We start from the raw sequence: 26,522 nt of genomic DNA, 5'->3' as shown, positions 1-26,522 counted from the left end.
ACTGAACAATCACACTCAAAAACACACAAAGTGATTATTTTAAATACAACTTATTTTGTGCAAGCTCAACCGAGATCGCACCCACATTACCTGCGCCTTGCGTTAATAACAAGTCATTTGGCTGCAACACTTTTTGCATCACATTTTGTAAATTGCCATCTACAGGATCAATCAAAATCGGTTCAACCTCACCGCGCAAACGGATACTGCGCGCCAGACTGCGACTATCTGCCCCGACAATCGGCTTCTCGCCTGCAGGATACACTTCCAGCAATAACAATTGGTCAACTTGTGACAATACATCGACGAAGTCATCAAAGCAGTCGCGGGTACGGGTAAAGCGATGCGGCTGGAACATCATCACCAGACGGCGGTCTGGATGACTTTGACGTGCAGCCTTAATGGTAGCTTCGACTTCTTTAGGATGATGACCATAGTCATCCACCAGTTTCACATTGCCACCTTCAATCTCAAATTCACCTTGAACCTGGAAGCGACGGCCCACACCGCTAAAGCCTTCTAATGCACGGCAGATCGCGCCATCAGAAACGCCTTCATCCGTAGCGATACCGATTGCTGCCAAAGCATTAAGCACATTATGCAGACCCGGCTGGTTCACCGTCACACGAAGCGGTTCACGGTTTTTACGCAGCACGGTAAAGTGAGTACGCATACCGTCCTGATCAACATCGACAGCACGGATGTCATTGTCTTCATTAAAGCCATAAGTCAACACTGGACGACCAATACGTGGCATGATTTCACGGATGTTGGCATCATCACCGCACACCACAGCCAGGCCGTAGAATGGTAATTTTTGCAGGAACTGGACAAAAGTATCTTTGAGCACATCAAAGCTGCCGCCATAGGTATCCATATGATCCGCATCAATGTTGGTCACAATGGTGGCCATAGGTTGCAAGTGTAGGAATGATGCATCTGACTCATCTGCTTCAGCCACGATATAACGGCTTGCACCCAGTGCCGCATTGACACCGGTACGGTTTAGCAAACCACCAATCACATAGGTTGGATCCAGGTTTTCTTCCGCCAGCATACAGGTCACCAGACTTGTCGTGGTGGTTTTACCATGCGTACCGGCAACAGCAATACCGTGACGGTAACGCATCAGCTCACCCAGCATTTCCGCACGGCGAACCACTGGAATACGGCTTTCAATTGCGGCCTTGATTTCCGGGTTTTCCGGATCAATCGCGGTTGAAACCACCAGTACATTGGCATCTTTAATATTTTCAGCCGTATGACCGATATAAACCTTGATACCGTTTTCTTCAAGTTGCGCCGTAGTTTTAGACGCTTTGATGTCTGAACCAGAGACCTGATAGCCTTGGTTCTTCAATACTTCTGCGATACCACACATCCCTGCACCGCCGATTCCCACAAAATGAATGTGTTTGATACGGCGCATTTCAGGCACTTTGATTAACTTTTTTGCTTGATCAGCAGGAGTAGATGGAGACATATATTACTCTAATTACAATTCTTGAATTAAACGAACCACGTGTTGGGTTGCATCTGGTTGAGCCTGTTGACGTGCCTTGACTGCCATTTCAGACAACAATTGGCGATTCATCAACGGGACTAAAAGTTCTTTTAAACTGTCTGGGGTTAAGGTAGATTGTGGACAAATTTTTGCCGCCCCACTTTTGGCTAAAAATCTGGCATTCGCCGTCTGGTGATCATCGACCGCACTTGGCAGCGGCACAAAAACAGCTGCCACACCTGCCGTTGCAATTTCTGTCACGGTTAAAGCACCAGCACGACAAATAATCAGATCGGCATCAGCATAGGCTTTGGCCATATCTTCAATAAAGGGTTGTACTTTAACCTGCAACGATGCCGGCTTATCAGCATAACGGGCACGGGTTGCCTCGGCATGGTTTTGACCACATTGATGATACACATTCAATGGTACGTTTAGCTGCTTTAACGCTTCCGGTACACGCTCATTCAATGCTTGCGCGCCCAATGAACCACCGACAATCAGTACACGTAGTGGCAAACCAGCTTTTTCACGTTCCTGATAACGCCAGGACGGACTTAAAATTTCAGTAATTTCTTTACGAACCGGATTGCCTGTGGTCACAATTTTTGCACTTTCAGCAAAAGTACCGGGAAATGCCTGACACACTTTTTTGGCAATACGTGATAACTGGGTATTGGTAAAACCTGCAATGGCGTTTTGCTCGTGAATAATCACGGGAATGCCCAAGGCACGGGCAGCCAAACCACCGGGACCAGCCACATAACCGCCAAAACCGGCTACGGCATCGACTTTCAGCTGTTTCATATAGCGCATGGCGCTTAAGGTAGCTTTTAAAATTTTAAACGGTGCCAATAACTTACGTACAGGACCATTACCACGTACACCCTGAATATCAATCTGGTAAATTGGAATATTGTGATTTTTTAATAAGCGGTTTTCCATGCCTGTCGGCGTTGCCAACCAGGACACTTGAATTCCCTGCTGCTGTAATTGTTTGGCAACAGCAAGTGCTGGAAAAACATGCCCACCGGTTCCGGCAGCCATCATCATCACATGTTTCGGCTTTGTTTGCGTTGCTTCGGTCACAGTCTAATTCTTCAATTCTAAAATAGGAATAACGAAATTTGATTTTAAGCTAACAATTGTAATCACAAACGCATAACCGTGAAAGGTTATTTACTTTTTTTCAACATGCGTTTCATTGTTTTTTTCTTCAGATTTTAAAGTTTAAACTAGTTTTATTGATAATCGAGCAAAATATATATTTTTTAAGCAATTTTATGACCTGTCTTTTGAACAATGCATAAATTCCCGTCCCTTTGTATCCCCAAATAAAAAGCAAGAAAAGGAACGGATCAAACAGAATAAAAAAGAGCTCTTATTTTAGTAGGAGCTCTTTTTTTTATAAACATCAGACTTATGCTTTTACTTTTAAACCTGTTTCCAGAACAGCAAATAAATCGTCGGCAATAGATGTGCCAAACTGTGCATCAATCTCACGAATACAGGTTGGACTGGTAACATTGATTTCTGTCACATAATTGCCAATTACATCTAATCCCACAAAAATCAGGCCTTTTTCTCTGAGATAAGGGCCTACTTTTGCCGCAATCGCTTTATCATTTTCAGTTAAGGGACGGGCTTGACCCAAACCACCAGCTGCTAGGTTGCCGCGCACTTCACCATTTTGCGGAATACGGGCTAAACAGTAAGGTATAGGCTCACCATTTACCATCAGGATGCGCTTATCGCCCTCAACAATTTCCGGAATATAACGCTGCGCCATAATCGGCCGAGTACCGTTATTGGTCAGCATTTCAATAGTCGATCCAATATTGATGCCATCTTGATACAAGCGGAAAATACCTGTACCCCCCATCCCGTCCAGTGGTTTTACAATCACATCCACCTGTTCTTTTAGAAACTCACGAATCAGCCCTTCATTTGAGGTCACCAGAGTCGGAACCTGAAGTTCAGGGAACTGGGTGGCGAACAATTTTTCGTTGCAGTCACGCAGGCTTTGCGGCTTGTTAATAATCCACGCCCCTTCACGCTCAGCCTGTTCCAGAATATACGTGGTATAAACAAAATTCATGTCGAAAGGTGGGTCTTTACGCATCAACACCACGTCATAAGCTGCAATCGATTCTTTTTTCTTTTCACCCAATTCATAATAATGGTTATAGTCTTCAAACACTTTCAGGGGTGAAATCAAACCGAAGGCTTTACCCTGATCAATATATAAATCTTGCTGTAATGCATAACCCAACTCATGCCCACGACGGCTGGCAGCCCACAGCATGGCCATAGAAGAATCTTTTTTCAGGTTTACATTTTCGATGGGATCCATCACAACAAGTACGCGCATATCGATCTGCTCATGTATTTTTAACTTGAGAAAAGTATAGCGGAGTTTAATCTTTCTTTTTTCTCAATTTTAATAAAGCTTGTATCGAATCATTTGAAAGCGGCAAGGAGTACCTCATGCAACAAGCGATTATTGGATTTCATTTAGATGAAGAAAACCATTGGGTTGCAGACCTTTCCTGTGGCCATACCCAGCATGTTCGACATAATCCGCCTTGGCAAAACCGCCCGTGGGTGATAACTGAACAAGGTCGAAAAGAGAAACTAGGAATAATATTGGAGTGTAAGAAATGTGAAGAACCAATTTAATTATGATTCCATAAAGGATAAATAATAAAATAATTATGCAGAATACAATATTATATCTTATTTATCCCATCTTAAAAAATAATTTTATTTTAACCTTATAAAATTTAAAACTGCTTAAATAATAAAGTACAGACAATTTAAATCAAAATATTTAAAAAATAAAATTTTCATCAATCATATTCACCCCAACCAGTTTAATTTTTATTTAACAAAAAAAATACCTTATTAGACTTAAAAAAAGCATAATCTTTCACAATTTTTATTAAAATAATAACGATTAACTTATTTCTAATATAAAACAAATCCTCTTTATTATCACAATAAAAAATCATGGACATTTTATTTAAATAGCTATGTACTTTAATTTATTTTAAGGGGCAAGATTTTTAAAAATATGTTTCAGGTTATCCAGCATTTTTTCAATTTGTAGCGGTGTTAAGCCATCAAAAGATTGTTCTAATACGACCAGGCTGAGATCATTAATTTTTTGAATCATTTGTTGTCCTTTATCTGTTAATAATACTCGCGTAATTCGAGCATCATCTTCACAACAATAAGTATTTACTAATCCTTCTTCTTTTAAGCGATAGACCACTTTGGTGGTGGTCGACATTTTAGAAATCAACATTTCCGACAGATCAGATACGCTAGCCTTATTTTTGGATTGTAATGCCAGCAAGATACGACGGCGCGAATTATCTAAACCATATTTTTTTAATGCATGATCAACATTTTGTATATATTGAGCATGTACTTGAGTAATCCAGTGATACAGAGAATTTTCTAAATTAAAATCTGCAGATCCAGATAAAAATTTATTGTACTTTTTTGCCATAATCTCACCTTTTTAATATATTAAGACCATTTAAATTATTTTAAAGACGCATTGTATTTTAGCTTCTTTAGTTTTAGGTTACATTTTTATCAATTCAATATCTGGTATTAAGTTTTTCCACTCACTCTCAGGTAATATTAACTCTCTAATTCTTTTTCGCTTCTGTGAGCCTCTTTTTTATAAAAAGAATTAGAGAGCCAAAGTTTAAATGAAAATCCCTTTTATATTTATCTATTGTTATTATGCAAGCCGATTAAATCATTTTAATGGTTAAATGATCTATCACAAAAAATACCATTTTATTTCTGAAAATGTGTAAAAATGTGACAAAGTTTACAGTAATTTATTTTGGAAAAATCCTCCATTTTCTGCACTTTTTATTCTCAAAAAATAAGTTATAATTTAATTTATAGTCTTTTTATATTTATGAATAAAAATAAAATACTGTTTAATTTAGTATTTTTATCTATAAAAATTTTATACCCTTAGGGTATAAAATCACAGCACCCCCATAAAATCGAATGAAAAATAATCTATTTTTAATAACTTACAATATGCATTTTGTATAATTTATTAACTAATCATGAATTTATTAGATATTTTTATACAGAATAAATTTAAAGCGGAATTTTACTCTGAAAAATCAGGTTTTCTTTGTCGCAAAATTTTAAGAGCTATCCGTATACGGAGCCTGAGCAAAAGGGGTAAGTCTCTCTTAAATCTTCTAGTCTTAGCCCTAAATAAATACCGGTTTAGAGGGTATAGATTAAAACGGTGCTCAACTTCAATAGCATGTATTGGCGTCTTCTTTCAGCCTAAAAACAAACAAAAGATGAATATGACTAGAGCTTTGTTTAAAGCCTGAGTACTTTTTTAGTCGATTTTTTTAAGTTATCTCTTATTTTCTTAAAATGACAAAAAAGGAAGCACATGGCTTCCCTTTTTAACCATTGACCGATCAGATACCGTATTTCACACGATAGGCTTCCATTTTCGCTAAAGCGTCTTTTTCGCCTTTAGCTTCCAAGAAATCCATCAAATCTTTCATGGTAATCAAGGCATGAACTGGAATTTCCAGTTCTTTTTGAACTTCCTGAATAGCAGACAATTCGCCCTGTCCTTTTTCCTGACGGTCTAGAGCCACCAATACTCCGGCAATTTGCGCACCAGCATTTTTAAGAATGGTGACCACTTCACGAATGGCTGTACCTGCAGTAATGACATCATCAATAATCCAGACTTTTTTGCCTTCAACCGATGCGCCAACCAGCACCCCGCCTTCACCGTGATCCTTGGCTTCTTTACGGTTAAAGCCCCAAGGTACACTTACACCATGATTTTGTGACAATGCCACGGCAGTCGCAGCAACAAATGGAATCCCCTTATAGGCCGGGCCAAAAATCACTTCGACATTGTCACATGCCGTTAATTTGTCTGCATAGCCTGAAGCCAGTAGCGTTAACGCCTCGCCATCATTGAGCAAACCCGCATTAAAAAAATAAGGACTCACACGACCCGATTTTAAAGTAAACTCACCAAATTTAAGCACACCACGTGATAATGCAAGTTCGATAAAAGCTTGAGGGTTAAAAGTCGCTTGCGACGTCATGAGGTGCTCCAAAATTCAGAAATAGAGGTAAGACTTGCGTATGATACCAAAGAGTAGCTATCCAAGTGATCAAAAAATTCTAAGAGTCGTTTCAATTAACGTAAATGGCTTGCGTTCAGCAGTGACCAAAGGCCTGCTGGAATGGCTGGAACAGTCAGATGCAGATGTCATTTGTATGCAGGAAAGCCGGATCACCCATGCGCAGTGGACTGAAAAATTTAGACCTGAAGGCTGGTACACGCACCTGTTCCCAGCAGAACGTGCAGGCTATGCCGGTACCGCCATTTATAGTCGCCTACCTTTTGCCTCTGTAAAAGATGGTTTAGGCTTTGAACTGGCCGACTCTCAAGGGCGCTTTATCGCTGCCGAATTTGATCTCGGTTTAGACAAGCCTGTATACATCTGTTCGCTGTATTTGCCTTCAGGTTCATCCGGTGAAGAAGCCCAAGCCCGTAAAGATCACTTTTTGGATCAGTATCAAGATATTCTCAAACAATGGCGGGATGAAGATAAATCGATCATCGTCTGCGGTGATTACAACATTGTGCATAAACGCATTGATATCAAGAACTGGTCGGGCAACCAGAAATCTTCAGGCTGCCTGCCACATGAACGCGCCTGGCTCGATCATATTTATGATGATCTGGGTTATGTCGATACTTTCCGTGAAGTGCGCAAGGAAGCCGAACTTTATTCATGGTGGTCTAATCGCGGACAGGCACGTGCCAAAAACGTCGGGTGGCGCATTGACTATCAAGCCTGCTCACCAGACTGGAAAGCCCGTACTGTCAATGCCTGGGTGTATAAGGAGACCTGGTTTAGCGACCATGCACCGGTGATTATTGATTATAAAATATAGTCCACAATGCACATTGAGTGAACTATTGTTCACTCAATACAGGCATATAGATTACAAAAGATGTCGAATTTGTGGCTTTTTATATACATGTTTTAAGTGCATTATTGTTGCACGGCACAGGGACAAGTCAGGATGACTGAAAAAGGACAGGACGCCGTAGGATGAAACAGAATAAAGCACTTCGGTAGCTTATTTTGCAAGGATGTGACAATGGACGTTGAAATGAGACCCGCATAATCAGGATGATTGAATGCGGGTTTTCTCTATTCGTTATCTTTATTTTTTCTTTTCTATTTCTATATTTTTTCTATTTTCTATATATTATATTTAGAATAATCATATGGTTCTTATTTATAGCTTTATAATTACAAATCTAAATGTCAGTTTAATGACAGCTGAATTTTTTAATTTTAATCATTTAATTCACTCTAGAGCTTCTGATGGATTTTCGTTACGCTATTGAAGAATAGAAAATGGAATAATTCACCTATGCTGAAGATTTATGGTATCAAAAACTGTAATTCAATGAAAAAAGCCTTTGACCTGCTTAATCAACTCGGTCTTGAATATGAGTTTCACGATTACAAGAAACAAGGCATTGCTGCTGAAACGGTAAAAACATGGCTGGATAACGAAGGTCAGGAAGTCATCCTGAATAAAAAAGGCACCACTTGGCGCAAACTGAGCGAAGCGGAACAACAAACAGCTTTAAGCAGTGAAGAAAATCTCATTGAAGCGCTCACCCGCCATAACAGCTTAATCAAACGTCCTGTGCTTGAAACTGATTCTGGTTATATCGTCGGCTTTGATGAAGAAGCATATCGGGCATTAAAGTAAGCCTCCTGCACCATCCGCATTAAAAAAGCCTGACATTGTCAGGCTTTTTTGTTTTATCCATTAGGCTAGGCAAACTTAGTTTGCGCGAACCCAAGTCTGGTTACGGCCTAAAACAGATACGCCAATAAAACCGCGTAATTCGAGCGTTTTACCGCCATTTGCCAGTTCACCTTTGAGTTTGTAGGTTTTGCCTGAAGAAGGGTCAAGGATAGTACCCTCTTCATAACTTGTACCACCGACATTTTTAAGACCGTGAACAATCTTTAAACCTTTTAAAGATTTATTATGATATGGACCTTCACATTTTTTACATGCCTGTTCTTCGCCCGGTGTCAAAACTTTTTGAATACTCGCAGACAATGTGCCATTTTTTTGTTCAGTAAATTTTACGATTGCTTTGGGTTGTTTTGTTTTATCGTCAATCGTTTTCCAAACTGTTCCATTTAAAGGATCAGCAGCATTTGCCAAAGCTGTTAATCCGAGCAATCCTAATGCAAGAGCAATTCTTTTCATTTTTTTTCGTTTCCTAGTCTAGTGTAGACGGCCTTAGTATTAAAAAGTCACAACATATTTGCAATTCTTCCGTGTGACCGTTTAGTGTAATCTTGTAACTTGAATTGGTAAACAACCAGTTATCCCCCAAAAGATATAACAAGATGGAAAAAACATGAAGATAAATCCGTTATGGAAACAATTAATTACAGAAAGTTTTTTAAAAACCACCATCCGTCTGCCAAGCCAGTTTAACTTACCTCCAAATTCAGCACGCTTTGTCATTGAACAAATGTGCCGTCTATTTCCGCAGAATAAAAATGTCAGTATTCGCCCAATCCGTCTTGCCGGTTTACGTGCTGAAGAAATCAAACCTCACAATGAGGCCACACAGCTTATTTTACATATACACGGCGGTGCATTCTTTTTAGGATCCTTAAATACCCATCGGACATTTGTATCCGACATGGTGGCACGGACCCAAATGCAAGCGCTGCACGTAGATTATCCTCTCGCGCCTGAACAGCCTTTTCCTGAAGCGCTGGATGCACTGTTTGATGTTTACAATATTTTGCTCGACCAAGGCATACAAGCCAAGGATATTATTTTGTCCGGGGATTCCTGTGGTGCCAATCTGGCTTTGGCCTTGACACTTAAAATTCGTGATGAACAGCTGCCTCAGGTCAGTGGTCTGATGCTGTTGTCACCCTTTTTAGATTTAACCCTCACCAGTGAATCCTTACGCTATAACCAGAAACACGATGCCTTATTGTCCATTGAAACCTTAGAAACCGGAATTGATTATTACGTTCCTAAATCGATGGATAAATCACATCCCTCAATTTCTCCCCTATTTGCAGATTTAACTGGATTACCTCCTACACTGGTACAAGTAGGATCGAAAGAAATTCTGCTGGATGATGCACAGCGCTTTAAAGAAAAAGCAGAACAGGCCAATGTTGAAGTGACTTTTAAACTTTATACCGGCATGTGGCACAATTTTCAGATGTTCCATGCGTGGTTTGATGAAGCCAAACAGGCACTGGCCGATCTGGCTGAATTTGCCCATGCACTGGATCAAAGCTAAATTTAATCCGCAATGAACCATATTCCATAAAAAAGGTCAGCCGAAGCTGACCCAAGAGGAATCATGGATAGGATGATTTCACATTACAGGCTTTGCACCTGAGCTAAAGCGCTGGCAATTGCCTGATCTTTTGACTCTGCACCCATATTGACACCTTCTGCACGAATAATTTCGACATCGTTCACACCGGTGAAATTAAATACAGTTTTCAAAAAACCTTCCTGAAAATCTGCCGGGCTATTTTCACCATACACGCCGCCACGACTGCTGGCGATATAGGCTTTTTTCTCACCAGCCAAACCAACAGGACCATTTTCAGTATATTTAAAGGTTTTACCGGCCACACTGATCCGGTCAATCCAAGCTTTTAGCGTAGACGGCAAGCCAAAGTTATACATTGCTGCACCGACTACAACCACGTCCGCATCCAAATATTGCTGAATAATTTTTTCACCTAAGGCTGCCTGTTCAGCATCTTGCCCCATCAAAATTTCAGCGGTTAAATGTGGAATGGGCTGTTGTGCCAAATCCAGATATTCTACGGTCGCATCTGCATGCTTGGCTTGCAACTGAGTGACAATCGCCTGACTTAATTGGCGTGAAACAGAAGCATCACCTAAAATACTCGAATCGATATGTAAAACTTTCATGCCTGTTACCTTCATCTTTATTTATTCAATGTAGGCATTTTAATCGACCACTAAAAATAGAATAATACGTTTATATACAACACAACGTTCCATATTTAATACAACAATAATTCAGCTAAAAGTACTTTTTAGACCAAAAAGTACAAAAAACAACCATTACCATTACTGAAAAAACGTGCTATGTTGTGAATTATTAAAAATAAATCTACTTATTTCACATTAATTCATGATTTAGACAACCAAGGATTATATTTATCGAATGAAGCCAATCTTTTCACCAAATCATGCCTTCTCATTCAAAGAAAAAATTGCGAAATACCTGTTAGAAGATGGGGGTGTAATGAATTGGAGTGTCCTGAATAAATGCATTTTGATGCTGATTTTAGGAAGTTCAGTGCATATGATCTGGATTATCTGGAAAGTTTTTGTACTTTTATCTCCTGAAGTCTGGCCTTGGGTAAATTTACCCTTGCTCAAACTACAGCTGGAAATGAATATCCTGATTTTGACCGTCTTTATTGCGCTGATTTACCCATGTTCGGCATGGCGTAAAAAAGCCTGGGTACAGCAATGCCTACCCTATGTATCCGTGGGGATTTTGGTCATGTCTTTATGTCGTGATGGTTATGTGATCGGCGTACTCAGTCCGGCCACCATGATCACTTACATGTGTCTGCTCACGGTGGGCCTGGTGCTGTTTAACCGTAAAATCGTTTATTTCGCCCTTATCCCGGCCACATTATTTTTACTGGTTTGCGGGTATTTAGGCTTGCAAGGTCAAATCAGCTACGGTCCGTTGTTTAATCTTCACACCCAACCCTACCAGAATATGTTTTGGGTGCTGACAATGATGTATTTCATTGTACCAATTCTTATTACTTGTTTAATTTTATTTGAAATTTTACTTAGCCAATGGCGGCATCGAGAAAAACTGATTCAGCATTTAAGTCAGGTTGACCCACTGACCAATACTCTTAACCGGCGCAGCATCAACAATTGTCTGGAAAAACTAGAACGCAAGCCCAATGAATCTTATGCACTGGTGTTAATTGACCTGGATCATTTCAAGCGCATTAATGACCAATACGGGCACGATAAAGGCGACGAAACCCTGATTCAGGTCAGTCAAGCACTCTCTCAAATCATTCGAGATAGCGATATGCTGGGCCGTTTTGGTGGAGAAGAATTTCTTCTTATTTTAAATCATTCTTCTCTAGAACAGGCACAAATTATTGCTGAACGGTGTCGTCAGGCCATTCAACAGCTTCATTTATGCAGTGAATCGGGAGAGATCATTCCGATCACCGCAAGTTTTGGCATTGCACTATCCAGTCCCTCACTCAATTCGCAACAATTGCTCAGCCGGGCAGACAAGGCTCTGTATGCAGCCAAAGGCTACGGACGCAATCAGGTCAAGTGTTATCAGGCAGAGTTGTTTACTGAGCCCAAGCCCTGCTAAAGCGGCTGCTGTTGATACGACTCTAAATAATTCACCCAAGCTTGTTCTTGCAACGCGCCTTCCATCCACAGTTTCATGGCCGGATGTTGCAGCATGGTGTGCATATACTGCTGTGTCGACTCACTGACCGGTAAGGCATAGGTCATAAGCCGCGTCACCACCGGGGCATAAAATGCATCGGCAATTGAAAATTCACCACATAAAAAACCGTTCACCTCTGGACGTTCTGACCAGATCTGTTCGATCCGTGCCACATCTTGCCTAAGCTCGGCATTGTCCTGCCATAAACGCTTACCCACATCGGCTAAATGGGCTCGGATATTCATGCCGCAGGCATTGCGCAAACCTGAAAATCCGCTATGCATTTCCGCCACAATACAACGTGCATGCGCACGCTGCTTGACATCTTGTGGCCACAAATGCTGATTGGGGTGCCGTTCTGCCAGATATTCACAAATCGCCAGCGAATCCCACAGCATCAAGTCATGATCGATCAATACCGGGACTTTCCCATTGGGGTTAATGGCCAATACATCCTGCTTGAATGTGCCGGTGTTGCGTTCTGCGGGAAACGGAATCATGAATTCCTGAAAAGGCAACTGAAAAGCCTGTAACACCAGCCACGGGCGCATTGACCAGCTGGAATAATTTTTATTGGCTATATAGAGCTGATACATCACATTATGATCCTATATGCTGTTGAAACAACTCAAGCTGTTTCAGTAATTCAGCCTCGCTAAAAGCACCGGTTAGACGTAAACCACGAATTTCCTGCTGCTTGGCATCCAAGAATAAATAGGTGGGCGGCCCTAAAATATCCCATTGATTCAATAAGGCCTGATGCGTTGCATCATAGTTACTCAAATCCAGTTTAATCAAAAAATACGGCGCAAGTGCTTGTTGGACTTGAGCCGATTTTAGCACCTGATGTTCAATGGGCTGACATGCCACACACCAGTCTGCATAAACATCAATAACAACCGCCTGATTGGAGGGCGCACTGGCCAATAACTGCTGAAATTCATCCGCTGTTTTCGCCACATGCCAGCTGGCCTGGGTCGTGCTTTGCCCGATAAAAAACCGCTGACTGTGTTGATATTGAGTATAAGCTAGATAAGGCATCACCACGAGCAAGACGATTATATATAAGGCCCTCAGCGGGGTCTGTTGCCGAATGCGGAAAAGGATATACACAATAAAACAAATGCCCAGACCTAAGCCTGCCCATTGCAGCCAGGCTTCAGAAATAAGCGGACGAATAAAATACAGGGCCAGGGCTAGCATGATAAAGGCAAACAGCACCTTAATCTGGTGCATCCACAACCCTGCTTTAGGCAACACCCTGGAACCCAGTACACTGGCCAGAAGCAAGGGCGTTCCCATGCCAAAACCCAAGGTGAACAGCAAGAGTGCCCCCTGCCACTGGCTTTGATTCTGGGAAATAAATAACAGTGCCCCGGCTAGAGGTGCGGTCATGCAGGGTCCAACCAGCAGTGCAGAGATCATCCCCATAACACCTGCCCCAATCAGGCTGCCACCTTTTTGTAGCGACTGGGCCTGATCGAGGCGGTTGACCAAAGCTTGGGGCAATTTAATTTCAAATAAACCGAATAAATTTAGTGCAAATAAAACAAATAACGCACTAAAAGCAATCAGGGTGGAAGGCTGCTGTAACCAGCGCTGAAAATTCAAACCAGCAGATGAAGCAATTAAGCCTAAAACCGCATAGACCATGGCCATACTGCAGACAAATACCAGAGCAATCATCCAGGCTTTCAGCCCTTTACTGTCGCGAACAATCAGCGAAGTTAAAATCGGCAGCATCGGTAATGAACATGGCGTAAAGGCCAACAAGATGCCTAAACCGAAAAACAGCAATAAGCCATACAGCAAAGAGCTTTCAGCCAGTGTTTCCGACCACATTTGATCTTTTGCAATATCGCGTATGACGGGCTTTGCTGTCGGTTGAATGCTATTCTGTTCAGCACTCAAAGTGTTTTGACCAGTTACAGAACTGTTTGAAGATGTTGAAAGATCCAGCAGGCGCTTGCTTGCTCTGGCCTGATTTTGCAACAGCACCAAACCGTCAATATCGGTCTGAAACTCAATGGTTTGCGGTGGATAGCAAATCCGGTCTTGGGCACAGCCCTGCCACGTCACCTGGTAGGTTTGGGAGGCTTCGGTCGAAATATTAAATTGCACTTGATGAAAATAAACCTGGGTGCGACCATAGTTTTCATCATGTAAATCGGTGGCTTGCGGCAATTTTAAAGCCAGCTTTTGTGCCCCTTGCCGGACTTCAAATTTGTGCTGATATAAATAATAACCCTCTGGAATTGTCCAGTTGAGTCGGGCTTCATGTGTACTGCTAGATTCAACACTAAAAGAAAAAGCATCCTCGGGTGCAAGCAATTGCTCTTGCGCCTGCAGTGTCATGGAGCACAATATAATCACACTACCGATCAATCCGCATATAGCGAACCGAAACCACAAGCCCATGTCTTGAAGATGCTTTTTCATATCAGTTTATTTTTTTAATTAAAATAGGAATGCAACACCCAAACCTGATTGATAACTTTTATCTCGACCATTTAAGTCCACACCAATACTGGCATCCATTTGCACACGCTCATTCAGTGCATAAATGAGTCCTGAACCCAGTGCATATTCATAATTCTGACTTTCGGCTTTGCGATAGACCAGTTCAGAAAAACCTGACAATTTGTCAGTGATTTTATATTCAATGGTCGGTACTGCAGTCACTGCCCAGTTGCTGTTTTGGACTTCATAGCGCATGGTCATGGAAGTAGCAATTAAATCGCTGTAATCATAAGCCACAGCCGAGGTTAGGCTGTAAATATCATCTTCATTGCTAAAACCGTCATTACCAGTCGCCAGAATAGCTTCGGCTAAAATAGCCATAGAAAGCTTTTCATCATCCAGATTAATGGCCTTTTTTACCCCAATGCTGACATCACCCAGACCGTCTTCTTCAATGGACTGGCCTGCCGTTTTGGTCTTTAACCAGGATGGTCCTTGCCAGCCCAATTGCACTTCAAGATCTTTGGCTAAACCGGTACGCAATAACATGTCGGCATTTAAGCTGGTGTTTTTAACCTTTAGCCCGTTCTCATCAGTACTTTCTGAGTAGTTTAGGCTTGGTAAACCCTGTTCCCATGCCAGCTGACCGACTGGAGTAATACCTGTACCAATTCCTGTACCCGGACGGTCAAAAGAAAAGTTGGCAGCCATCGCATTGATGCTAAAACCTGCTGCAAAAATGAAACTTACTGTTTTTAGGACTGGCATGAATTGTCTCACTGATTATGTTAATTCTTTAGTCATTTTAGCCCCATAACTACGGAGCAATTCTAAAGTTTGCTTTTCTTCGGCCAATGCTTCTGACCAGTTGATTTCATCAAAGTCACAATCAAAGAATAAATCACTAATCGAAGATAGTATGGTCTGACTATCTTCATCTTTGGTATTGGGATCTACTTTTTCATCCAGTAAACGTTTCACTGCAGGCACGCAGGCGGAGCTGGCAGCATCCCATAATGGACCATACAGTTCTTCGGCATCCCACAAATGTAAATTGACTTTGGCTTGAATAAGCGCCTCTAAAATTTCAAGATGAACTGCCAGATTCTGCTGTTTTTCTTGTTCAGATAAAGGTGAACCAGCTTCATAAGCTTCGCAAATATGCTCCCACCATTTGAACAAACCATCGGACCAGACAGAAATGGCCGGACCTTTTTCCAGATCAATAAAATTCGGATCGAGACCTTCTGCCAAAAGACGTTGTACCTGAGCAAGATCCAGCTCTTCTATTGCCTGTACAAAGACTTGTTGTTGTGCTGTTAACATGGAGAAAATACTCTTCAATCATTTTTTAACTATTATGCCGAATAAACTGTCATTTGTTTTAGCTAAATGTATAAGGAGTATATTTTTTATTTCTGTTGCCCTGTCCCAAATAGCGTATTAAAACGCCCATAAAAAAAGCTCCGAAGAGCTTTTTTTTTCTTTAAGCAAGATGTTGCTTAATCATTTACATCGTCCACATCACTGGCTTCTGCAGTTTCAGCAAGTACCGGCGCTGCGGCACGAGGGTCATCTATTTTCTCAAATAGATGTTCCAAACTGCGTTTTAAGCGGTCAATGGCTCCATGTATGGCAGTATCGATATTATGACCATGATGGTTCACCACTACTGGTTTCAAACCTGCCGGGCGTGCTTCGATCATGCAGTGAATATCATCTGCACCACCTTTTGGACCATTTTCATCGCTAAAATGAACCGAGAAATGGGTAATACGTTCGCTATAACGTTGGAATTCAGCATTCAGTTCTGCACGAACATAAGTAATTAAACGCTCACTATTTTGGATGTTTTTATCGGTACGAATTTCAATGTTCATATAATTTCATCCTCTTTATTCATCAAATCTTTTTTTGTGCAAAACTTCTTATCTTGGCACGTTTCACCTTGCTGTTAACAACAGCGCTGAGCATCTTCAACCTAGTTTGGAACGAGTTCCTCCACATTGAATGATGAACACTTTTAACTCTGCAGATTCGTGTCCTTATGCTTTGAATATAAGGGTCTAGGTGAAGCTTATGCAAGTAGTATTTTGATATTTTTTTTAAATACCCTATAACGTATAAGGAATTTGACTTTCCCTCTAAATAATTTGATAAATATCATATTATTTCTTTGCGGATAAAATGCCTTCTTCAAACTGCTTTACTTTTTTTATCAACATGTATTTTTAGGTATCAAAGCGGTGTCTTGATTTTAATCAGGAGTACGCTGAGAAAAGCAGACTATTTTTTTAACCATTGATCAATTTTGGCTTTATTTTTGCTAAAGAATCTGTATGCTTTGCTTGCTTCTCGGGGGAGATATTTTTAATGAAACTTACACAATTTTTTGCTACATGTGCATTGGCTTCAACAGCTGCACTTACACAGGCTTCGCCAGTGGTATGGCAAGACTTCAGCGTAACTGGTCTTTATGGTGATCACTATAAAGTGGGTACTGAAGACCGTACGACCGTGACTGCAGAATATGCAGCTAAACTTAAATACTCGGATGTATTTTTCTTTGTTGACCATCAATTGGATGGCAATGATGAACAAAATACATATTTCGAGTTAGCGCCACGTTTAAGCTTAGGCGAAGTATCTGGAAAAGATCTTTCTTTTGGTCCAATTAAAGATGTCCTTATTGCGACAACTTGGGAACACAATGCCGGATACGATCAAAACCAAGAGTTTAATAACTTCCTGTACGGTATTGGTTTCGCTTTAGATATTCCATACACACAGTATGCCAATGTGAACTTCTATAAAGTAGATAACGATTCGAAATCAGCTTTCACTAAAGATGATTATCAAATGACGATCACTTATGCAGTTCCGTTTAAATTGGGTTCTGAAGATTTCCTGGTAGATGCCTTCCTGGATTGGTCAACAGCTGAAAAAGGCGCTCAAGCAAGCGAATTGAACTGGACCAGCCAGTACAAATGGAATGTAGGTAAACACATTTCACCTAAAACCAAATTATATGTGGGTATCGAACACTCAGTTTGGAACAACAAATTTGGTATTCAAGGCGTTGATCAAAACGACGTCAGTGCTTTGGTTAAATATCACTTCTAAGCACCACGTTTTGAACGTTAAAAAAGCAAGGCTTCTGTCTTGCTTTTTTTATTGCTGAAAATCAAGTTTATTTCTAAAATCCAGGGTCTATTGATTCGTTCGGCAAATACTCATGGGATTTCTGATCCGCCCTGCTCAACCACAAGACCTAGAACATATCCTGAAAATTTATAATGCTGAAATTTTAAATGGTACTGCGACCTGGAATAGCACACCAAAGTCTATTGAGGATTTTCAGAACTGGTTTAAAAGCCTTACTGAACAACTATTTCCTTTGTTTGTCGCTGAACATTCAGAGACTAAACACATCGCCGGCTATGCCGATTATTCTTCTTTCCGCCAAATTAGCGGGTTTAAACATACAGTGGAACATTCGGTCTTTATTCATCCGGACTTTATCGGACAGGGTTTGGGTAAAGCCTTAATGCTGAAACTGATTGAATATGCACGGCAAAATTATATTCATGTGATGGTTGCTGCGATTGATCATGAAAATCAGGCATCAATTGTGTTACATGAAAAATTAGGTTTTAAGCAGATAGGTTATATGCCTGAGGTGGGGCAGAAGTTTGGTAAATGGCGTGATCTGGTGTTAATGCAGCTGATATTAGATTAAATATTAAATTCTTTAATCCTTGGAAAAAGTACTTCAATTTTGTTGAGTTACTGCTAAACAAATAATGTGTATGTGTTTTAATAATAAAAACAATTTGAATGAACCTAATTGGGGGGATCGAATGGCTAAATTTTTGAATACCAGTGGAACAAATTTCTTTCTAGAAGAACTAATTAAAAATGCCAAAGAACGCTTAATTCTTATTAGTCCTTATCTACGTCTTAATGACCGCATTAAAGAATTACTAGAAGATAAAGACCGTCTTAAAATTGATATTCGGATTGTATATGGCAAAAGTGACTTACATCCCGATGAAATTAAATGGCTGCAGAAACTCGATTATGTACGCCTGAGTTTTTGTAAAAATCTCCACGCAAAATGCTATCTAAATGAATCTGAATGTATTATTTCCAGCTTAAACTTATATGAGTTTAGTCAGGTCAATAATAATGAAATGGGCATTTTAATTCGTAAGTATGAAGATGGGGATGTTTTCAAAGAGGCTTATGAGGAAGCACAGCGTATTATTCGAATCAGTGATGAAGTGCGTATTACTTTAGACGAAGTTAAAACTGAACAGCGTTCTGAAGATAACGAAGAAACAAATACAGATAATTTTTCAAAACTTACCACTTCAAAGCTTGCAGCTAAACACAAGATTAAAACAGCTGATTTATTAGAAAAACTGGTTAAAAAAGGCTTACTCACATTGAATGATAATGGCAAACACTATCTTACTGATCAAGGAAAGTCGTTAGGAGGTGAATTTAGATCAAGCCAATACGGCGGTTATTTTCTTTGGACAGAGAATATAGAGCTTTAATAAAGAAACCCGCAATTGTGGGTTTCTTTATATGTAAATAATAACTTAAAAACTAAACCGCCAGATCCGCCAGATTACCTTTCTGTTCTAACCAGTGTTTACGGTCTGATGAGCGTTTTTTCGCAAGTAATTTATCCAGTAGACCGGCAGTAAAATGCGCATCATCTAAATCAAGCTGCACCAAACGACGGGTATTCGGGTCCATTGTGGTTTCACGTAACTGGCTGGCATTCATTTCACCCAAACCTTTGAATCGGGTGATTTGCGGATTTTTACTTTTGCATTTTTTCAGAATGCTTTCCAGCTCGTCTTCATCCAGCGCATAGTGCACATCCTTGCCATCATCAATACGGAACAATGGCGGCATGGCTACAAACAGATGCCCTTCTTCCACCATGGCCGGAAAGTGTTTCACAAACAGGGCACAGAGCAGGGTCGCGATATGCAGACCATCAGAATCGGCATCGGCCAGAATACAGATTTTACCATAGCGCAGTTCGGACAGGTCATCACTGCCCGGGTCCACCCCAATCGCAATGGCAATGTCATGCACTTCCTGAGAACCCAGAACTTCATCAGAAGAGACTTCCCAGGTATTCAGGATTTTCCCGCGAATCGGCATGATTGCCTGGAAATTCTTGTCACGTGCCTGCTTAGCAGAACCGCCTGCAGAATCACCTTCCACAATAAAGAGTTCCGATTCTTCCAGGGTATGTCCTACACAGTCGGCCAATTTACCCGGGAGTGCAGGTCCGGAAACAATCTTCTTCCTTTCAACTTTTTTTGCCGCTTTTAAACGGCGACCCGCCTTGGCAATTGCCAGTTCAGCCAGCTGCATGGCAATGTCTGAATTCTGGTTGAGCCACAGTGCAAAAGCATCTTTGGCGATATTCAGTACAATGCCTGAGGCTTCACGGCTCGACAAGCGCTCTTTGGTTTGACCGGAAAATTGTGGTTCCTGAAATTTTAACGACAGAATGTAGTTCACCCCATCCCAGACATCTTCGGCAGACAGTTTCAGATTACGTGGCAACAGGTTACGCAGTTCACAGAACTCACGCATAGCATCGGTGACCCCTGAACGCAGACCATTGACATGGGTACCCCCTTGCGCGGTTGGAATCAGGTTGACATAGCTTTCCTGAATTTGTTCGCCACCTTCAGCATTCCAGCAAATCGCAAATTCGGCGCTGGCACGTTCAGCTTCGCCAGTAGCCACAAAAGCTGGACTTGGAATGATTTCCCGGTCTTGCAGCTCATCCATCAAATAATCAACCAGACCATTTTCGAACTGCCAGCTGATCTTTTCATCATTGATCTGGTCTACATAATTGATTTCCAAACCTGCCGCTAATACGGCTTTGGCTTTTAAATTATGTTTTAAAGCCTTGAGGGCAAACTTGGGCGAATCAAAATATTTGGCTTCTGGCCAGAAATGTACTGTGGTACCGGTCGCACGTTTCGGTGCCTTGCCTTGCAGTACTTCAAGCGGTGCAACCGGTTCACCGTGCTCAAAGGTCATTTTATACAGGTTGCCCTGACGCTGAACTTCCACTTCCACCCGGTCAGATAGGGCATTGACCACTGAAATCCCTACCCCATGCAAGCCGCCCGAAAACTGGTAGTTATCGGTACTGAATTTACCGCCAGCATGCAACTTGGTCAGAATAATTTCAATTCCGCTCTGGCCATATTCCGGATGAATATCCACCGGCATCCCCCGGCCATTGTCTTCAACTGACAGGGAACCGTCTTTATACACTGTGACGGTAATTTTATTGGCATGTCCGGCAAGTGCCTCATCCACAGCATTATCAATGACTTCTTGCGCCAAATGGTTTGGACGAGTGGTATCGGTATACATACCCGGACGACGACGTACCGGATCTAAACCAGATAAAACTTCAAGTGATTGAGCCGTATATTGAGACACGTTGTACTGTTTCCTTAATTTATACAATCCGATAAAAACTGTAAGGCCATCGGTATTTTGTCTGCGAAATTTTCCATCGCATGGTTGCCATCTGCTTCGGTAATCAGCATGGACTGATGCGGAGCATTGCTATAATAGCGCTGTGCTTCACGATAATCCAAAACTTCATCACCTTGTTGTAATAACACTAAAATTTTGTCTGCATCTTGCACAAATGGCACTGCCATCTGCTCAAGCTGATCCAGATGACTATCATCCAATGTCCATTCAGCATTCACCACATAGGGAATCTGCTCGGCACCAAACAAGTCGCGGAACAGTTGCCATGGTCGCATAGCCGGATTAATTAAAACAGCCGGAACGCCATACTTTGCGACCAGCTGTGTCGCATAAAAGCCTCCTAGACTGCTCCCCACCAGCACCACCCGGTCCAGACTTTCAATCATGGCAGCCACATGCGCCATGGTCTGCTCTGGCGGCATGTTGAGATCCGGCAGATGAACCTGAACATTGCTGTGCTGCTGACAGTAGTCTTTAATCTGCCGGCCTTTTATGGATAAAGCACTGCTTTGAAATCCATGTAAATAAATGATGTTCATGGTTTTTATTGCATCATGGTCAAATTTAAACTAGATTTATTTTATCCCTGAGTCTTCGCCACCCATCTGTTTTAATGTAGATATAGCCAGGATTGTCAGACAAAAAAATTAATACCGAAGCGCAATCATCGTTATTGTAAAAGCTGTTCGAGATGAACGATATAAAATGAAAAGTTAAGAGTTTATACCGTGATCCCAAGAAAAAATAAAGGGTATGGGAAACATGGTCTCAAAAAGGACAGGATCAAATGCCGAGTTTAACCCCATTACATGAAACCTATTGTAGATGGGACCGTACACCACCCAGTCAGGCTGATGTATTGGAAGGTCTCGCACAACTGGTCACGACTCGTCTCAACGACGTCATGCAGGAGCTGATCCAGGCGATTCAACGTGAAATTTTAATTAGCCTGTTTGGCATGAGTGAACAACGCTCGAAAAAATTGCAAAAAATTCCTTATATCGAAAAACTGTATCAGTTTTCCTACGATACTCTGCTTAATTACGGATCGTATCTTTTGGCACCAGGTTTACGTCAAATTATTGAAAAATATCCAAAATTACATGACAAACCGCTAACACCTGCACTGCATTTTCTCGTCGGAGTGCTCAACGGGGTGCTGGGTGATTATTTATTAAAATATCAGAACCCGATGGCACTGCCGATGGTACTGTATGACCACTATGGTGGACTGCAAAAAGGGGATTTATCCGGTCGCGTGGTCATTTTTGTACATGGCTTGTGCATGAACCATCTGGACTGGAGCAACACGCAATATGGCGGTATTGGCGAAAAATTGTTGGCGCAACGTGACAATAACACCATGCTGTACCTGAACTACAATAGTGGACGTCGTATCTCGGCCAATGGCCGTAGTCTTTCCCATACCCTAGAAGATTTGATTCGTCGCAATCCGCGCATTACCAGCATTGATTTAATTGGCCACAGCATGGGCGGCCTGGTCTTACGCAGTGCCCTGTTTTACGGCAAACAGAACATGTATCAATGGATACATCTGACCGAGAACCTGGTCTGCCTGGGTTCTCCGCATCATGGTGCAGTCTTGGAACGTTTCGGGTTTATCCTGCAAGACAAACTCGGACATTTTCCCTTTGTGAAAATCATCCGGCATATTGTCAATATCCGCAGCAATGGCATTCTGGATTTGCGCTATGGCAGTGTTCGCGATGATGACTGGGAACATAATCATGCCCGGATTGGCGGCATGGATGACAACCGTAAACCGGCTCCCCTACCGAAACATATTAATACTTACCTGGTTGCCGGCACCATTGAATATGAAAACAAAAAGAATCGAACCTTAAAGGTGCTGGGGGACTATCTGGTCAGTGTAGACAGTGCTTTGGGTGAACATCCAAATCCGCGCTTTCAACTGAAAGTGCCCCAATCCCATAAAGCGATCTTTTATGGCTTAAGTCATTTTGAAATCAACTATCATTCCAGTGTGGCGGAACAGATCGTGAAATGGTTCTACCCGCCGCAAAATGAACAGGTCAAAGAAGAAGTGCATGAATACCGCATGCAGCTGGAAGATTTGTCAGGTATTGCACTGACTTAAGTAAAAAATAAAAAAGCCAACGTTCGGTTTAATGCCAGTCAGTTAAGAAATTGACTGGTATTTTCTTTTTTAAATTCATGACTGTATTTGATATGTGGGAAAGTCATCCGCAACTGTTTGAGGCCGGACTACATTAAAAAATGATTGTTTCTGCGATAAATTTGCGAGTTGATAGTGGTTGACGAGTTTTGCGGATGACAAATGCCTTTGGTTACTTTGGGCGAAACCAAAGTAACAGATGAGCTGCAAGGGTTTGATTTAAAATGGTAAGACTCCGCCATGAATCACTAAAAAGTTAAGGAGTTTATTTCTAAACTCCTTAACTGATCAGCATTACAACATTCAGTTGGCTTTTTTATATACCTCTTTATTTTTTCTTGGCTGTTTTATTGGTCATCCCTGGATAGTGACGCAATAGTTGCCACAGGCTGATCAAGGCAAGTACGGCAAAGAAAGCCAATGACCATACCGGAAGCGATAGTCCAAACAAAGTCCAGTCAACCTTGGCACATTCACCCGAACCTTTCAGCACCTGTTCAAATACCGACTTTAACGGCAAAGTATCCAACCAATAATCTAAACCTGGACCACAGCTCGGCACCTGATCGGGTGGCAAATTTTGCAGCCAGACATGACGTGCAGCCACCCCTGCGGACCAGAGGATACTAAGCGTACCCAACAAAGCATAAAAACGCTTAAATGCATTTGAAATGGGGTTATGCAGGAAAGCGATCAGGGAAATAATCCCCAGCCCAATTAGACCTATACGCTGAAAAACGCAGAGTGGACAAGGCTCAAGCCCTTGTCCATGCTCTAAATACAACGCAAATGCCATCCCCACGACACTGGCTAAAAATAAAAAACCACTCACGAAGCGATAACTCCATTGCATGGCAAATCCTCTTAATTTTTATCGATAATCGGCAAGATATTGCTCAAAACTGATGCTCGTATCTTGTTCCAGTTGCTGTTGCTGTTGCAATGACTGCCCCGCCAAACCATCAAAATAAGCCAGCGTATCCGGGCTTAAAGGGTGCTGTTCATAAGTTGCTGCATGTTGCAGCGCCATCATACTGCCAAAACCCCATGTCCCGCCATATTCCAAAGTATCGGCTATAACCTGGGCAGACAGGGTTTCATCTACTTCATCAATACGATTGAGCATGACCACCAGGGCTGCTGAATACATTTGGGTATCATAAGTCGCATCCAGTAAATCAGCCCAAGGCTGCATTTTGATGACCTGCGCACGTGCCCAATCCTCAATCGGATGTTTCCCAGCCGCATCCAGAATAGCGGCATTCGGTGCACGGCCACGATTGACCACTTCGGCCTGATTACGCTCAATCCGTTCCTGTTCCGGATCGAGTAAATCCGGGCTGTCTTGTAGCAAGCAATGCAGTGCCAAGACTTCCAGAAATGCTGCCGTGTTTTCATCAATTCCGATTGGACTGTACGGATTGACATCGACTGCGCGCAGTTCCACATAACCGACTCCGCGATTTTGCAGTGCCTGGGATGGTGTTTCTCCTGCTTGAGGCACCTGCTTCGGACGGATTAAGCTGTAGTATTCATTTTCAATTTGCAACACATGATCATTGATTTGAATCGGTTCACCGTGTTCATCATTGAGCCCCAAACGGCTAAAAGGTGCATAAGGCGTTTTCACGGCTTTTTGCAAACCCTCCAGATAACCCGACAGGTTGTTGTAGTGAATACCCAATTGCTTCTGGGCAGAATTCTGATAGCCAAAATTGCCCATCCGCAGTGCTGTTGCATAAGGCAAGAACAGGGTACCTTTTAACAAAGGCAACAGATGATGGTCACGTCCGGTCATGAAGCACTGGCAGACCGAAGGGCTGGCCCCCAACAGGAACATCACCAAGGGCGTTAGACGGATGAAATTACGGATCAAGCCAAAGTAACGGTGACTGCGATAATCCTGCAGACTGAGGCTTTTTAGATCTTCATTGCTTTCATGCTGTTGCAGTGCTTCAAACAATTGATCTGGAAAAGATAAATTATAATGCACCCCGGAAATGGTTTGCATGCGACGACCATAACGTACGCCCAGACCACGACGATACAAAGTTTTGAAACGTCCAATATTGGAACTGCCATATTGGGCTAGACGAATGTTTTCTTCATTATCATCCAGCATGCAGGGCATCGACAAGGGCCAGAGTTTTTCCCCATTTTCCAAATGACGGTGCGTAATGGCATGAATATCGGCCAGATAATCGAGTGCTTTTCCAATACTGTCTTGTGGAGGAGTAATAAATTCCATCAAGGCTTCGGAATAGTCAGTGGTGATATGCGGATGTGTTAATGCAGAACCAAGTGCCTGAGGATGTGTTGCCTGGGATAAAAAGCCATTGCTTTGCATACGCAGGCTTTCACGTTCAATACCGCGCAACATGCCCTTAAACAGCGAAGAATCCACCCAAGTTGGTACCATAACTTGAGAGGTCGATTCGGGTTGACTCATTAACAATCTCGCTTATCGGAAGATAACTACTAAATAAAACTACTAAAATAAAATCATCAGTTTATATCAGTATAACGTGATTTTTGGCTGCTACATTACACCCTGTATAGTTTTCAAGCAAAATGTCAATTTTATTTCTGGCAAATTTTTATCACAAAGATACTGTATAAGACATCTGAATTTTGTGTTTGTATTGAATAATAAGTACTAAGGATTTGTAAATATTATGAATTATCCAGATGTTTTGGACTTTTGGTTTAATCCGGAAACCCAGCCGCTGTGGTTTGCAAAAAGTGATGATTTTGATGCACTGATCAAGCAAAAGTTTTATGACATTCACCAAAAAGCGGCACAAGCCGAACTATGGTCATGGCGTAAAACGGCTGAAGGCCGCCTAGCAGAAATTATTGTTCTGGATCAATTCTCGCGTAACCTGTTTCGGGATCAAGCTCAGGCCTTTGCCCAAGACCCCTTAGCATTGGCTCTGGCGCAAGAAGCCATTAGCCTGGATTTGGATAAACAATTAAGTCTAGAACAACGTACGTTTTTATATATGCCCTTTATGCACAGTGAATCGAAACTGATCCACGAATTCGCGTTAAAATTATTCCAACGCTTAAATAATCCCCTGAATCTGGATTATGAAAAACAGCATAAAGCCATTATTGACCGTTTCGGGCGCTATCCGCACCGCAATGCCATCCTGGCACGTAGCTCAACTGCGGAAGAGCTCGAATTTTTAACCCAACCGAATAGTCGTTTCTAAACATTTATTGTGTCTCCTCCCCACGCACAGTAAATCGTATGG

The 26,522-nt window shown here is 41.8% G+C and carries 26 protein-coding genes; 10 read left to right on the top strand and 16 right to left on the bottom strand.

Going from position 1 to position 26,522, the window contains the following annotated elements:
• Positions 1–34: 34 nt before the first annotated feature.
• From murC to gshB, 3 genes are all read right to left on the bottom strand, one after another.
• Positions 35–1,483, bottom strand: coding sequence for a UDP-N-acetylmuramate--L-alanine ligase (gene murC / locus GTU69_RS11380; protein WP_166170604.1), 1,449 nt, complete (start codon positions 1,481–1,483; stop codon positions 35–37).
• A gap of 12 nt (positions 1,484–1,495) precedes the next feature.
• A complete protein-coding gene (murG, locus tag GTU69_RS11375; protein ID WP_166170602.1) occupies positions 1,496–2,593 on the bottom strand; it encodes an undecaprenyldiphospho-muramoylpentapeptide beta-N-acetylglucosaminyltransferase in 1,098 nt (365 codons plus the stop codon).
• A gap of 331 nt (positions 2,594–2,924) precedes the next feature.
• Positions 2,925–3,875, bottom strand: coding sequence for a glutathione synthase (gshB, locus tag GTU69_RS11370; RefSeq protein WP_166170600.1), 951 nt, complete (start codon positions 3,873–3,875; stop codon positions 2,925–2,927).
• Between the two features lie 116 nt (positions 3,876–3,991).
• Between gshB and GTU69_RS11365 the strand changes: the two genes are divergently transcribed.
• The gene (locus GTU69_RS11365; RefSeq protein ID WP_166170598.1) at positions 3,992–4,183 is read left to right on the top strand and encodes a DUF3565 domain-containing protein; all 192 of its coding nucleotides are present in this window, start codon (positions 3,992–3,994) and stop codon (positions 4,181–4,183) included.
• Between the two features lie 370 nt (positions 4,184–4,553).
• On the opposite strand, the gene GTU69_RS11360 is transcribed toward GTU69_RS11365, so the two are convergent.
• Positions 4,554–5,018, bottom strand: a complete 465-nt coding sequence (locus tag GTU69_RS11360) for a MarR family winged helix-turn-helix transcriptional regulator (protein WP_086196545.1) — start codon at positions 5,016–5,018, stop codon at positions 4,554–4,556.
• Positions 5,019–5,976: 958 nt separating this feature from the next.
• Complete coding sequence (gene pyrE / locus GTU69_RS11355; RefSeq protein WP_086196546.1) at positions 5,977–6,627, bottom strand: orotate phosphoribosyltransferase; 651 nt, start codon at positions 6,625–6,627, stop codon at positions 5,977–5,979.
• A 40-nt stretch (positions 6,628–6,667) separates the two neighbouring features.
• Here pyrE and GTU69_RS11350 point away from each other — a divergent pair, with 40 nt between their 5' ends.
• Together GTU69_RS11350 and GTU69_RS11345 are read left to right on the top strand one after the other, a co-directional pair.
• Positions 6,668–7,486 (top strand): exodeoxyribonuclease III, encoded by an 819-nt coding sequence (locus GTU69_RS11350; protein WP_166170657.1) that lies wholly within the window; start codon positions 6,668–6,670, stop codon positions 7,484–7,486.
• A 489-nt stretch (positions 7,487–7,975) separates the two neighbouring features.
• Positions 7,976–8,323 carry a Spx/MgsR family RNA polymerase-binding regulatory protein gene (locus GTU69_RS11345; protein WP_166170596.1) on the top strand — a complete coding sequence of 116 codons (348 nt, stop codon included), beginning with the start codon at positions 7,976–7,978 and terminating at the stop codon, positions 8,321–8,323.
• Between the two features lie 75 nt (positions 8,324–8,398).
• On the opposite strand, the gene GTU69_RS11340 is transcribed toward GTU69_RS11345, so the two are convergent.
• Positions 8,399–8,836: a DUF2147 domain-containing protein gene (locus GTU69_RS11340; protein WP_086196549.1), complete on the bottom strand. Its 438-nt coding sequence runs from the start codon at positions 8,834–8,836 to the stop codon at positions 8,399–8,401.
• A gap of 154 nt (positions 8,837–8,990) precedes the next feature.
• Here GTU69_RS11340 and GTU69_RS11335 point away from each other — a divergent pair, with 154 nt between their 5' ends.
• The gene (locus GTU69_RS11335; protein ID WP_166170594.1) at positions 8,991–9,902 is read left to right on the top strand and encodes an alpha/beta hydrolase; all 912 of its coding nucleotides are present in this window, start codon (positions 8,991–8,993) and stop codon (positions 9,900–9,902) included.
• A gap of 83 nt (positions 9,903–9,985) precedes the next feature.
• On the opposite strand, the gene GTU69_RS11330 is transcribed toward GTU69_RS11335, so the two are convergent.
• Entirely contained in the window at positions 9,986–10,552 is a 567-nt protein-coding gene (locus GTU69_RS11330; protein WP_086196551.1) for an NAD(P)H-dependent oxidoreductase, read from the bottom strand.
• Positions 10,553–10,811: 259 nt separating this feature from the next.
• Between GTU69_RS11330 and GTU69_RS11325 the strand changes: the two genes are divergently transcribed.
• A complete protein-coding gene (locus GTU69_RS11325) occupies positions 10,812–12,011 on the top strand; it encodes a GGDEF domain-containing protein (protein WP_166170592.1) in 1,200 nt (399 codons plus the stop codon).
• Here GTU69_RS11325 and GTU69_RS11320 read toward each other — a convergent pair.
• The 5 genes from GTU69_RS11320 to GTU69_RS11300 all read right to left on the bottom strand — a co-directional run bounded on the left by GTU69_RS11320 (position 12,008) and on the right by GTU69_RS11300 (position 16,432).
• Positions 12,008–12,688: a glutathione S-transferase family protein gene (locus tag GTU69_RS11320; protein WP_166170590.1), complete on the bottom strand. Its 681-nt coding sequence runs from the start codon at positions 12,686–12,688 to the stop codon at positions 12,008–12,010. The two genes, GTU69_RS11325 and GTU69_RS11320, sit on opposite strands and share 4 nt — an antisense overlap.
• 4 nt (positions 12,689–12,692) lie before the next feature.
• Entirely contained in the window at positions 12,693–14,447 is a 1,755-nt protein-coding gene (gene dsbD / locus GTU69_RS11315; protein ID WP_240921627.1) for a protein-disulfide reductase DsbD, read from the bottom strand.
• Between the two features lie 102 nt (positions 14,448–14,549).
• Complete coding sequence (locus GTU69_RS11310) at positions 14,550–15,320, bottom strand: transporter (protein ID WP_166170586.1); 771 nt, start codon at positions 15,318–15,320, stop codon at positions 14,550–14,552.
• A 15-nt stretch (positions 15,321–15,335) separates the two neighbouring features.
• Positions 15,336–15,878 carry an ankyrin repeat domain-containing protein gene (locus GTU69_RS11305; protein ID WP_166170584.1) on the bottom strand — a complete coding sequence of 181 codons (543 nt, stop codon included), beginning with the start codon at positions 15,876–15,878 and terminating at the stop codon, positions 15,336–15,338.
• Between the two features lie 176 nt (positions 15,879–16,054).
• Entirely contained in the window at positions 16,055–16,432 is a 378-nt protein-coding gene (locus GTU69_RS11300) for an HPF/RaiA family ribosome-associated protein (protein WP_166170582.1), read from the bottom strand.
• 493 nt (positions 16,433–16,925) lie between these two features.
• On the opposite strand from GTU69_RS11300, the gene GTU69_RS11295 reads away from it, so the two are divergent.
• The 3 genes from GTU69_RS11295 (at position 16,926) to GTU69_RS11285 (ending at position 19,114) form a co-directional block, all read left to right on the top strand.
• Positions 16,926–17,675, top strand: a complete 750-nt coding sequence (locus GTU69_RS11295) for an outer membrane protein OmpK (RefSeq protein WP_166170580.1) — start codon at positions 16,926–16,928, stop codon at positions 17,673–17,675.
• 112 nt (positions 17,676–17,787) lie between these two features.
• Positions 17,788–18,291, top strand: a complete 504-nt coding sequence (locus GTU69_RS11290) for a GNAT family N-acetyltransferase (protein ID WP_166170578.1) — start codon at positions 17,788–17,790, stop codon at positions 18,289–18,291.
• A gap of 121 nt (positions 18,292–18,412) precedes the next feature.
• Positions 18,413–19,114, top strand: coding sequence for a phospholipase D family protein (locus GTU69_RS11285; protein WP_166170576.1), 702 nt, complete (start codon positions 18,413–18,415; stop codon positions 19,112–19,114).
• Positions 19,115–19,166: 52 nt separating this feature from the next.
• On the opposite strand, the gene parE is transcribed toward GTU69_RS11285, so the two are convergent.
• Positions 19,167–21,047: a DNA topoisomerase IV subunit B gene (gene parE, locus GTU69_RS11280; RefSeq protein ID WP_166170575.1), complete on the bottom strand. Its 1,881-nt coding sequence runs from the start codon at positions 21,045–21,047 to the stop codon at positions 19,167–19,169.
• A gap of 14 nt (positions 21,048–21,061) precedes the next feature.
• Positions 21,062–21,646 (bottom strand): YqiA/YcfP family alpha/beta fold hydrolase, encoded by a 585-nt coding sequence (locus GTU69_RS11275; protein WP_166170573.1) that lies wholly within the window; start codon positions 21,644–21,646, stop codon positions 21,062–21,064.
• A 248-nt stretch (positions 21,647–21,894) separates the two neighbouring features.
• Between GTU69_RS11275 and GTU69_RS11270 the strand changes: the two genes are divergently transcribed.
• Positions 21,895–23,226, top strand: a complete 1,332-nt coding sequence (locus GTU69_RS11270; protein WP_166170571.1) for a hypothetical protein — start codon at positions 21,895–21,897, stop codon at positions 23,224–23,226.
• Positions 23,227–23,593: 367 nt separating this feature from the next.
• Here GTU69_RS11270 and GTU69_RS11265 read toward each other — a convergent pair whose 3' ends face one another.
• Together GTU69_RS11265 and gshA are read right to left on the bottom strand one after the other, a co-directional pair.
• Complete coding sequence (locus GTU69_RS11265) at positions 23,594–24,118, bottom strand: disulfide bond formation protein B (protein WP_166170569.1); 525 nt, start codon at positions 24,116–24,118, stop codon at positions 23,594–23,596.
• An 18-nt stretch (positions 24,119–24,136) separates the two neighbouring features.
• Positions 24,137–25,714, bottom strand: a complete 1,578-nt coding sequence (gene gshA / locus GTU69_RS11260; protein ID WP_166170567.1) for a glutamate--cysteine ligase — start codon at positions 25,712–25,714, stop codon at positions 24,137–24,139.
• 226 nt (positions 25,715–25,940) lie between these two features.
• Between gshA and GTU69_RS11255 the strand changes: the two genes are divergently transcribed.
• A complete protein-coding gene (locus GTU69_RS11255; protein WP_166170565.1) occupies positions 25,941–26,480 on the top strand; it encodes a DUF924 family protein in 540 nt (179 codons plus the stop codon).
• Positions 26,481–26,522: the final 42 nt, after the last annotated feature.

It is taken from the genome of Acinetobacter sp. SA01 (assembly GCF_011319235.1).
GTDB lineage: Bacteria > Pseudomonadota > Gammaproteobacteria > Pseudomonadales > Moraxellaceae > Acinetobacter.
The sequence above is the reverse complement of the archived record's forward strand: the minus strand, read 5'-3'. Positions and strand labels throughout refer to the sequence as shown.

Coding starts and splice junctions, on each gene's coding strand:
- murC (WP_166170604.1), bottom strand. CDS start 1,483: ATGTCTCCATCTACTCCTGCTGATCAAGCAAAAAAGTTAATCAAAGTG.
- gshB (WP_166170600.1), bottom strand. CDS start 3,875: ATGCGCGTACTTGTTGTGATGGATCCCATCGAAAATGTAAACCTGAAA.
- GTU69_RS11365 (WP_166170598.1), top strand. CDS start 3,992: ATGCAACAAGCGATTATTGGATTTCATTTAGATGAAGAAAACCATTGG.
- GTU69_RS11360 (WP_086196545.1), bottom strand. CDS start 5,018: ATGGCAAAAAAGTACAATAAATTTTTATCTGGATCTGCAGATTTTAAT.
- pyrE (WP_086196546.1), bottom strand. CDS start 6,627: ATGACGTCGCAAGCGACTTTTAACCCTCAAGCTTTTATCGAACTTGCA.
- GTU69_RS11350 (WP_166170657.1), top strand. CDS start 6,668: ATGATACCAAAGAGTAGCTATCCAAGTGATCAAAAAATTCTAAGAGTC.
- GTU69_RS11345 (WP_166170596.1), top strand. CDS start 7,976: ATGCTGAAGATTTATGGTATCAAAAACTGTAATTCAATGAAAAAAGCC.
- GTU69_RS11340 (WP_086196549.1), bottom strand. CDS start 8,836: ATGAAAAGAATTGCTCTTGCATTAGGATTGCTCGGATTAACAGCTTTG.
- GTU69_RS11335 (WP_166170594.1), top strand. CDS start 8,991: ATGAAGATAAATCCGTTATGGAAACAATTAATTACAGAAAGTTTTTTA.
- GTU69_RS11330 (WP_086196551.1), bottom strand. CDS start 10,552: ATGAAAGTTTTACATATCGATTCGAGTATTTTAGGTGATGCTTCTGTT.
- GTU69_RS11325 (WP_166170592.1), top strand. CDS start 10,812: ATGAAGCCAATCTTTTCACCAAATCATGCCTTCTCATTCAAAGAAAAA.
- GTU69_RS11320 (WP_166170590.1), bottom strand. CDS start 12,688: ATGTATCAGCTCTATATAGCCAATAAAAATTATTCCAGCTGGTCAATG.
- dsbD (WP_240921627.1), bottom strand. CDS start 14,447: ATGACACTGCAGGCGCAAGAGCAATTGCTTGCACCCGAGGATGCTTTT.
- GTU69_RS11310 (WP_166170586.1), bottom strand. CDS start 15,320: ATGCCAGTCCTAAAAACAGTAAGTTTCATTTTTGCAGCAGGTTTTAGC.
- GTU69_RS11305 (WP_166170584.1), bottom strand. CDS start 15,878: ATGTTAACAGCACAACAACAAGTCTTTGTACAGGCAATAGAAGAGCTG.
- GTU69_RS11300 (WP_166170582.1), bottom strand. CDS start 16,432: ATGAACATTGAAATTCGTACCGATAAAAACATCCAAAATAGTGAGCGT.
- GTU69_RS11295 (WP_166170580.1), top strand. CDS start 16,926: ATGAAACTTACACAATTTTTTGCTACATGTGCATTGGCTTCAACAGCT.
- GTU69_RS11290 (WP_166170578.1), top strand. CDS start 17,788: ATGGGATTTCTGATCCGCCCTGCTCAACCACAAGACCTAGAACATATC.
- GTU69_RS11285 (WP_166170576.1), top strand. CDS start 18,413: ATGGCTAAATTTTTGAATACCAGTGGAACAAATTTCTTTCTAGAAGAA.
- GTU69_RS11275 (WP_166170573.1), bottom strand. CDS start 21,646: ATGAACATCATTTATTTACATGGATTTCAAAGCAGTGCTTTATCCATA.
- GTU69_RS11270 (WP_166170571.1), top strand. CDS start 21,895: ATGCCGAGTTTAACCCCATTACATGAAACCTATTGTAGATGGGACCGT.
- GTU69_RS11265 (WP_166170569.1), bottom strand. CDS start 24,118: ATGCAATGGAGTTATCGCTTCGTGAGTGGTTTTTTATTTTTAGCCAGT.
- gshA (WP_166170567.1), bottom strand. CDS start 25,714: ATGAGTCAACCCGAATCGACCTCTCAAGTTATGGTACCAACTTGGGTG.
- GTU69_RS11255 (WP_166170565.1), top strand. CDS start 25,941: ATGAATTATCCAGATGTTTTGGACTTTTGGTTTAATCCGGAAACCCAG.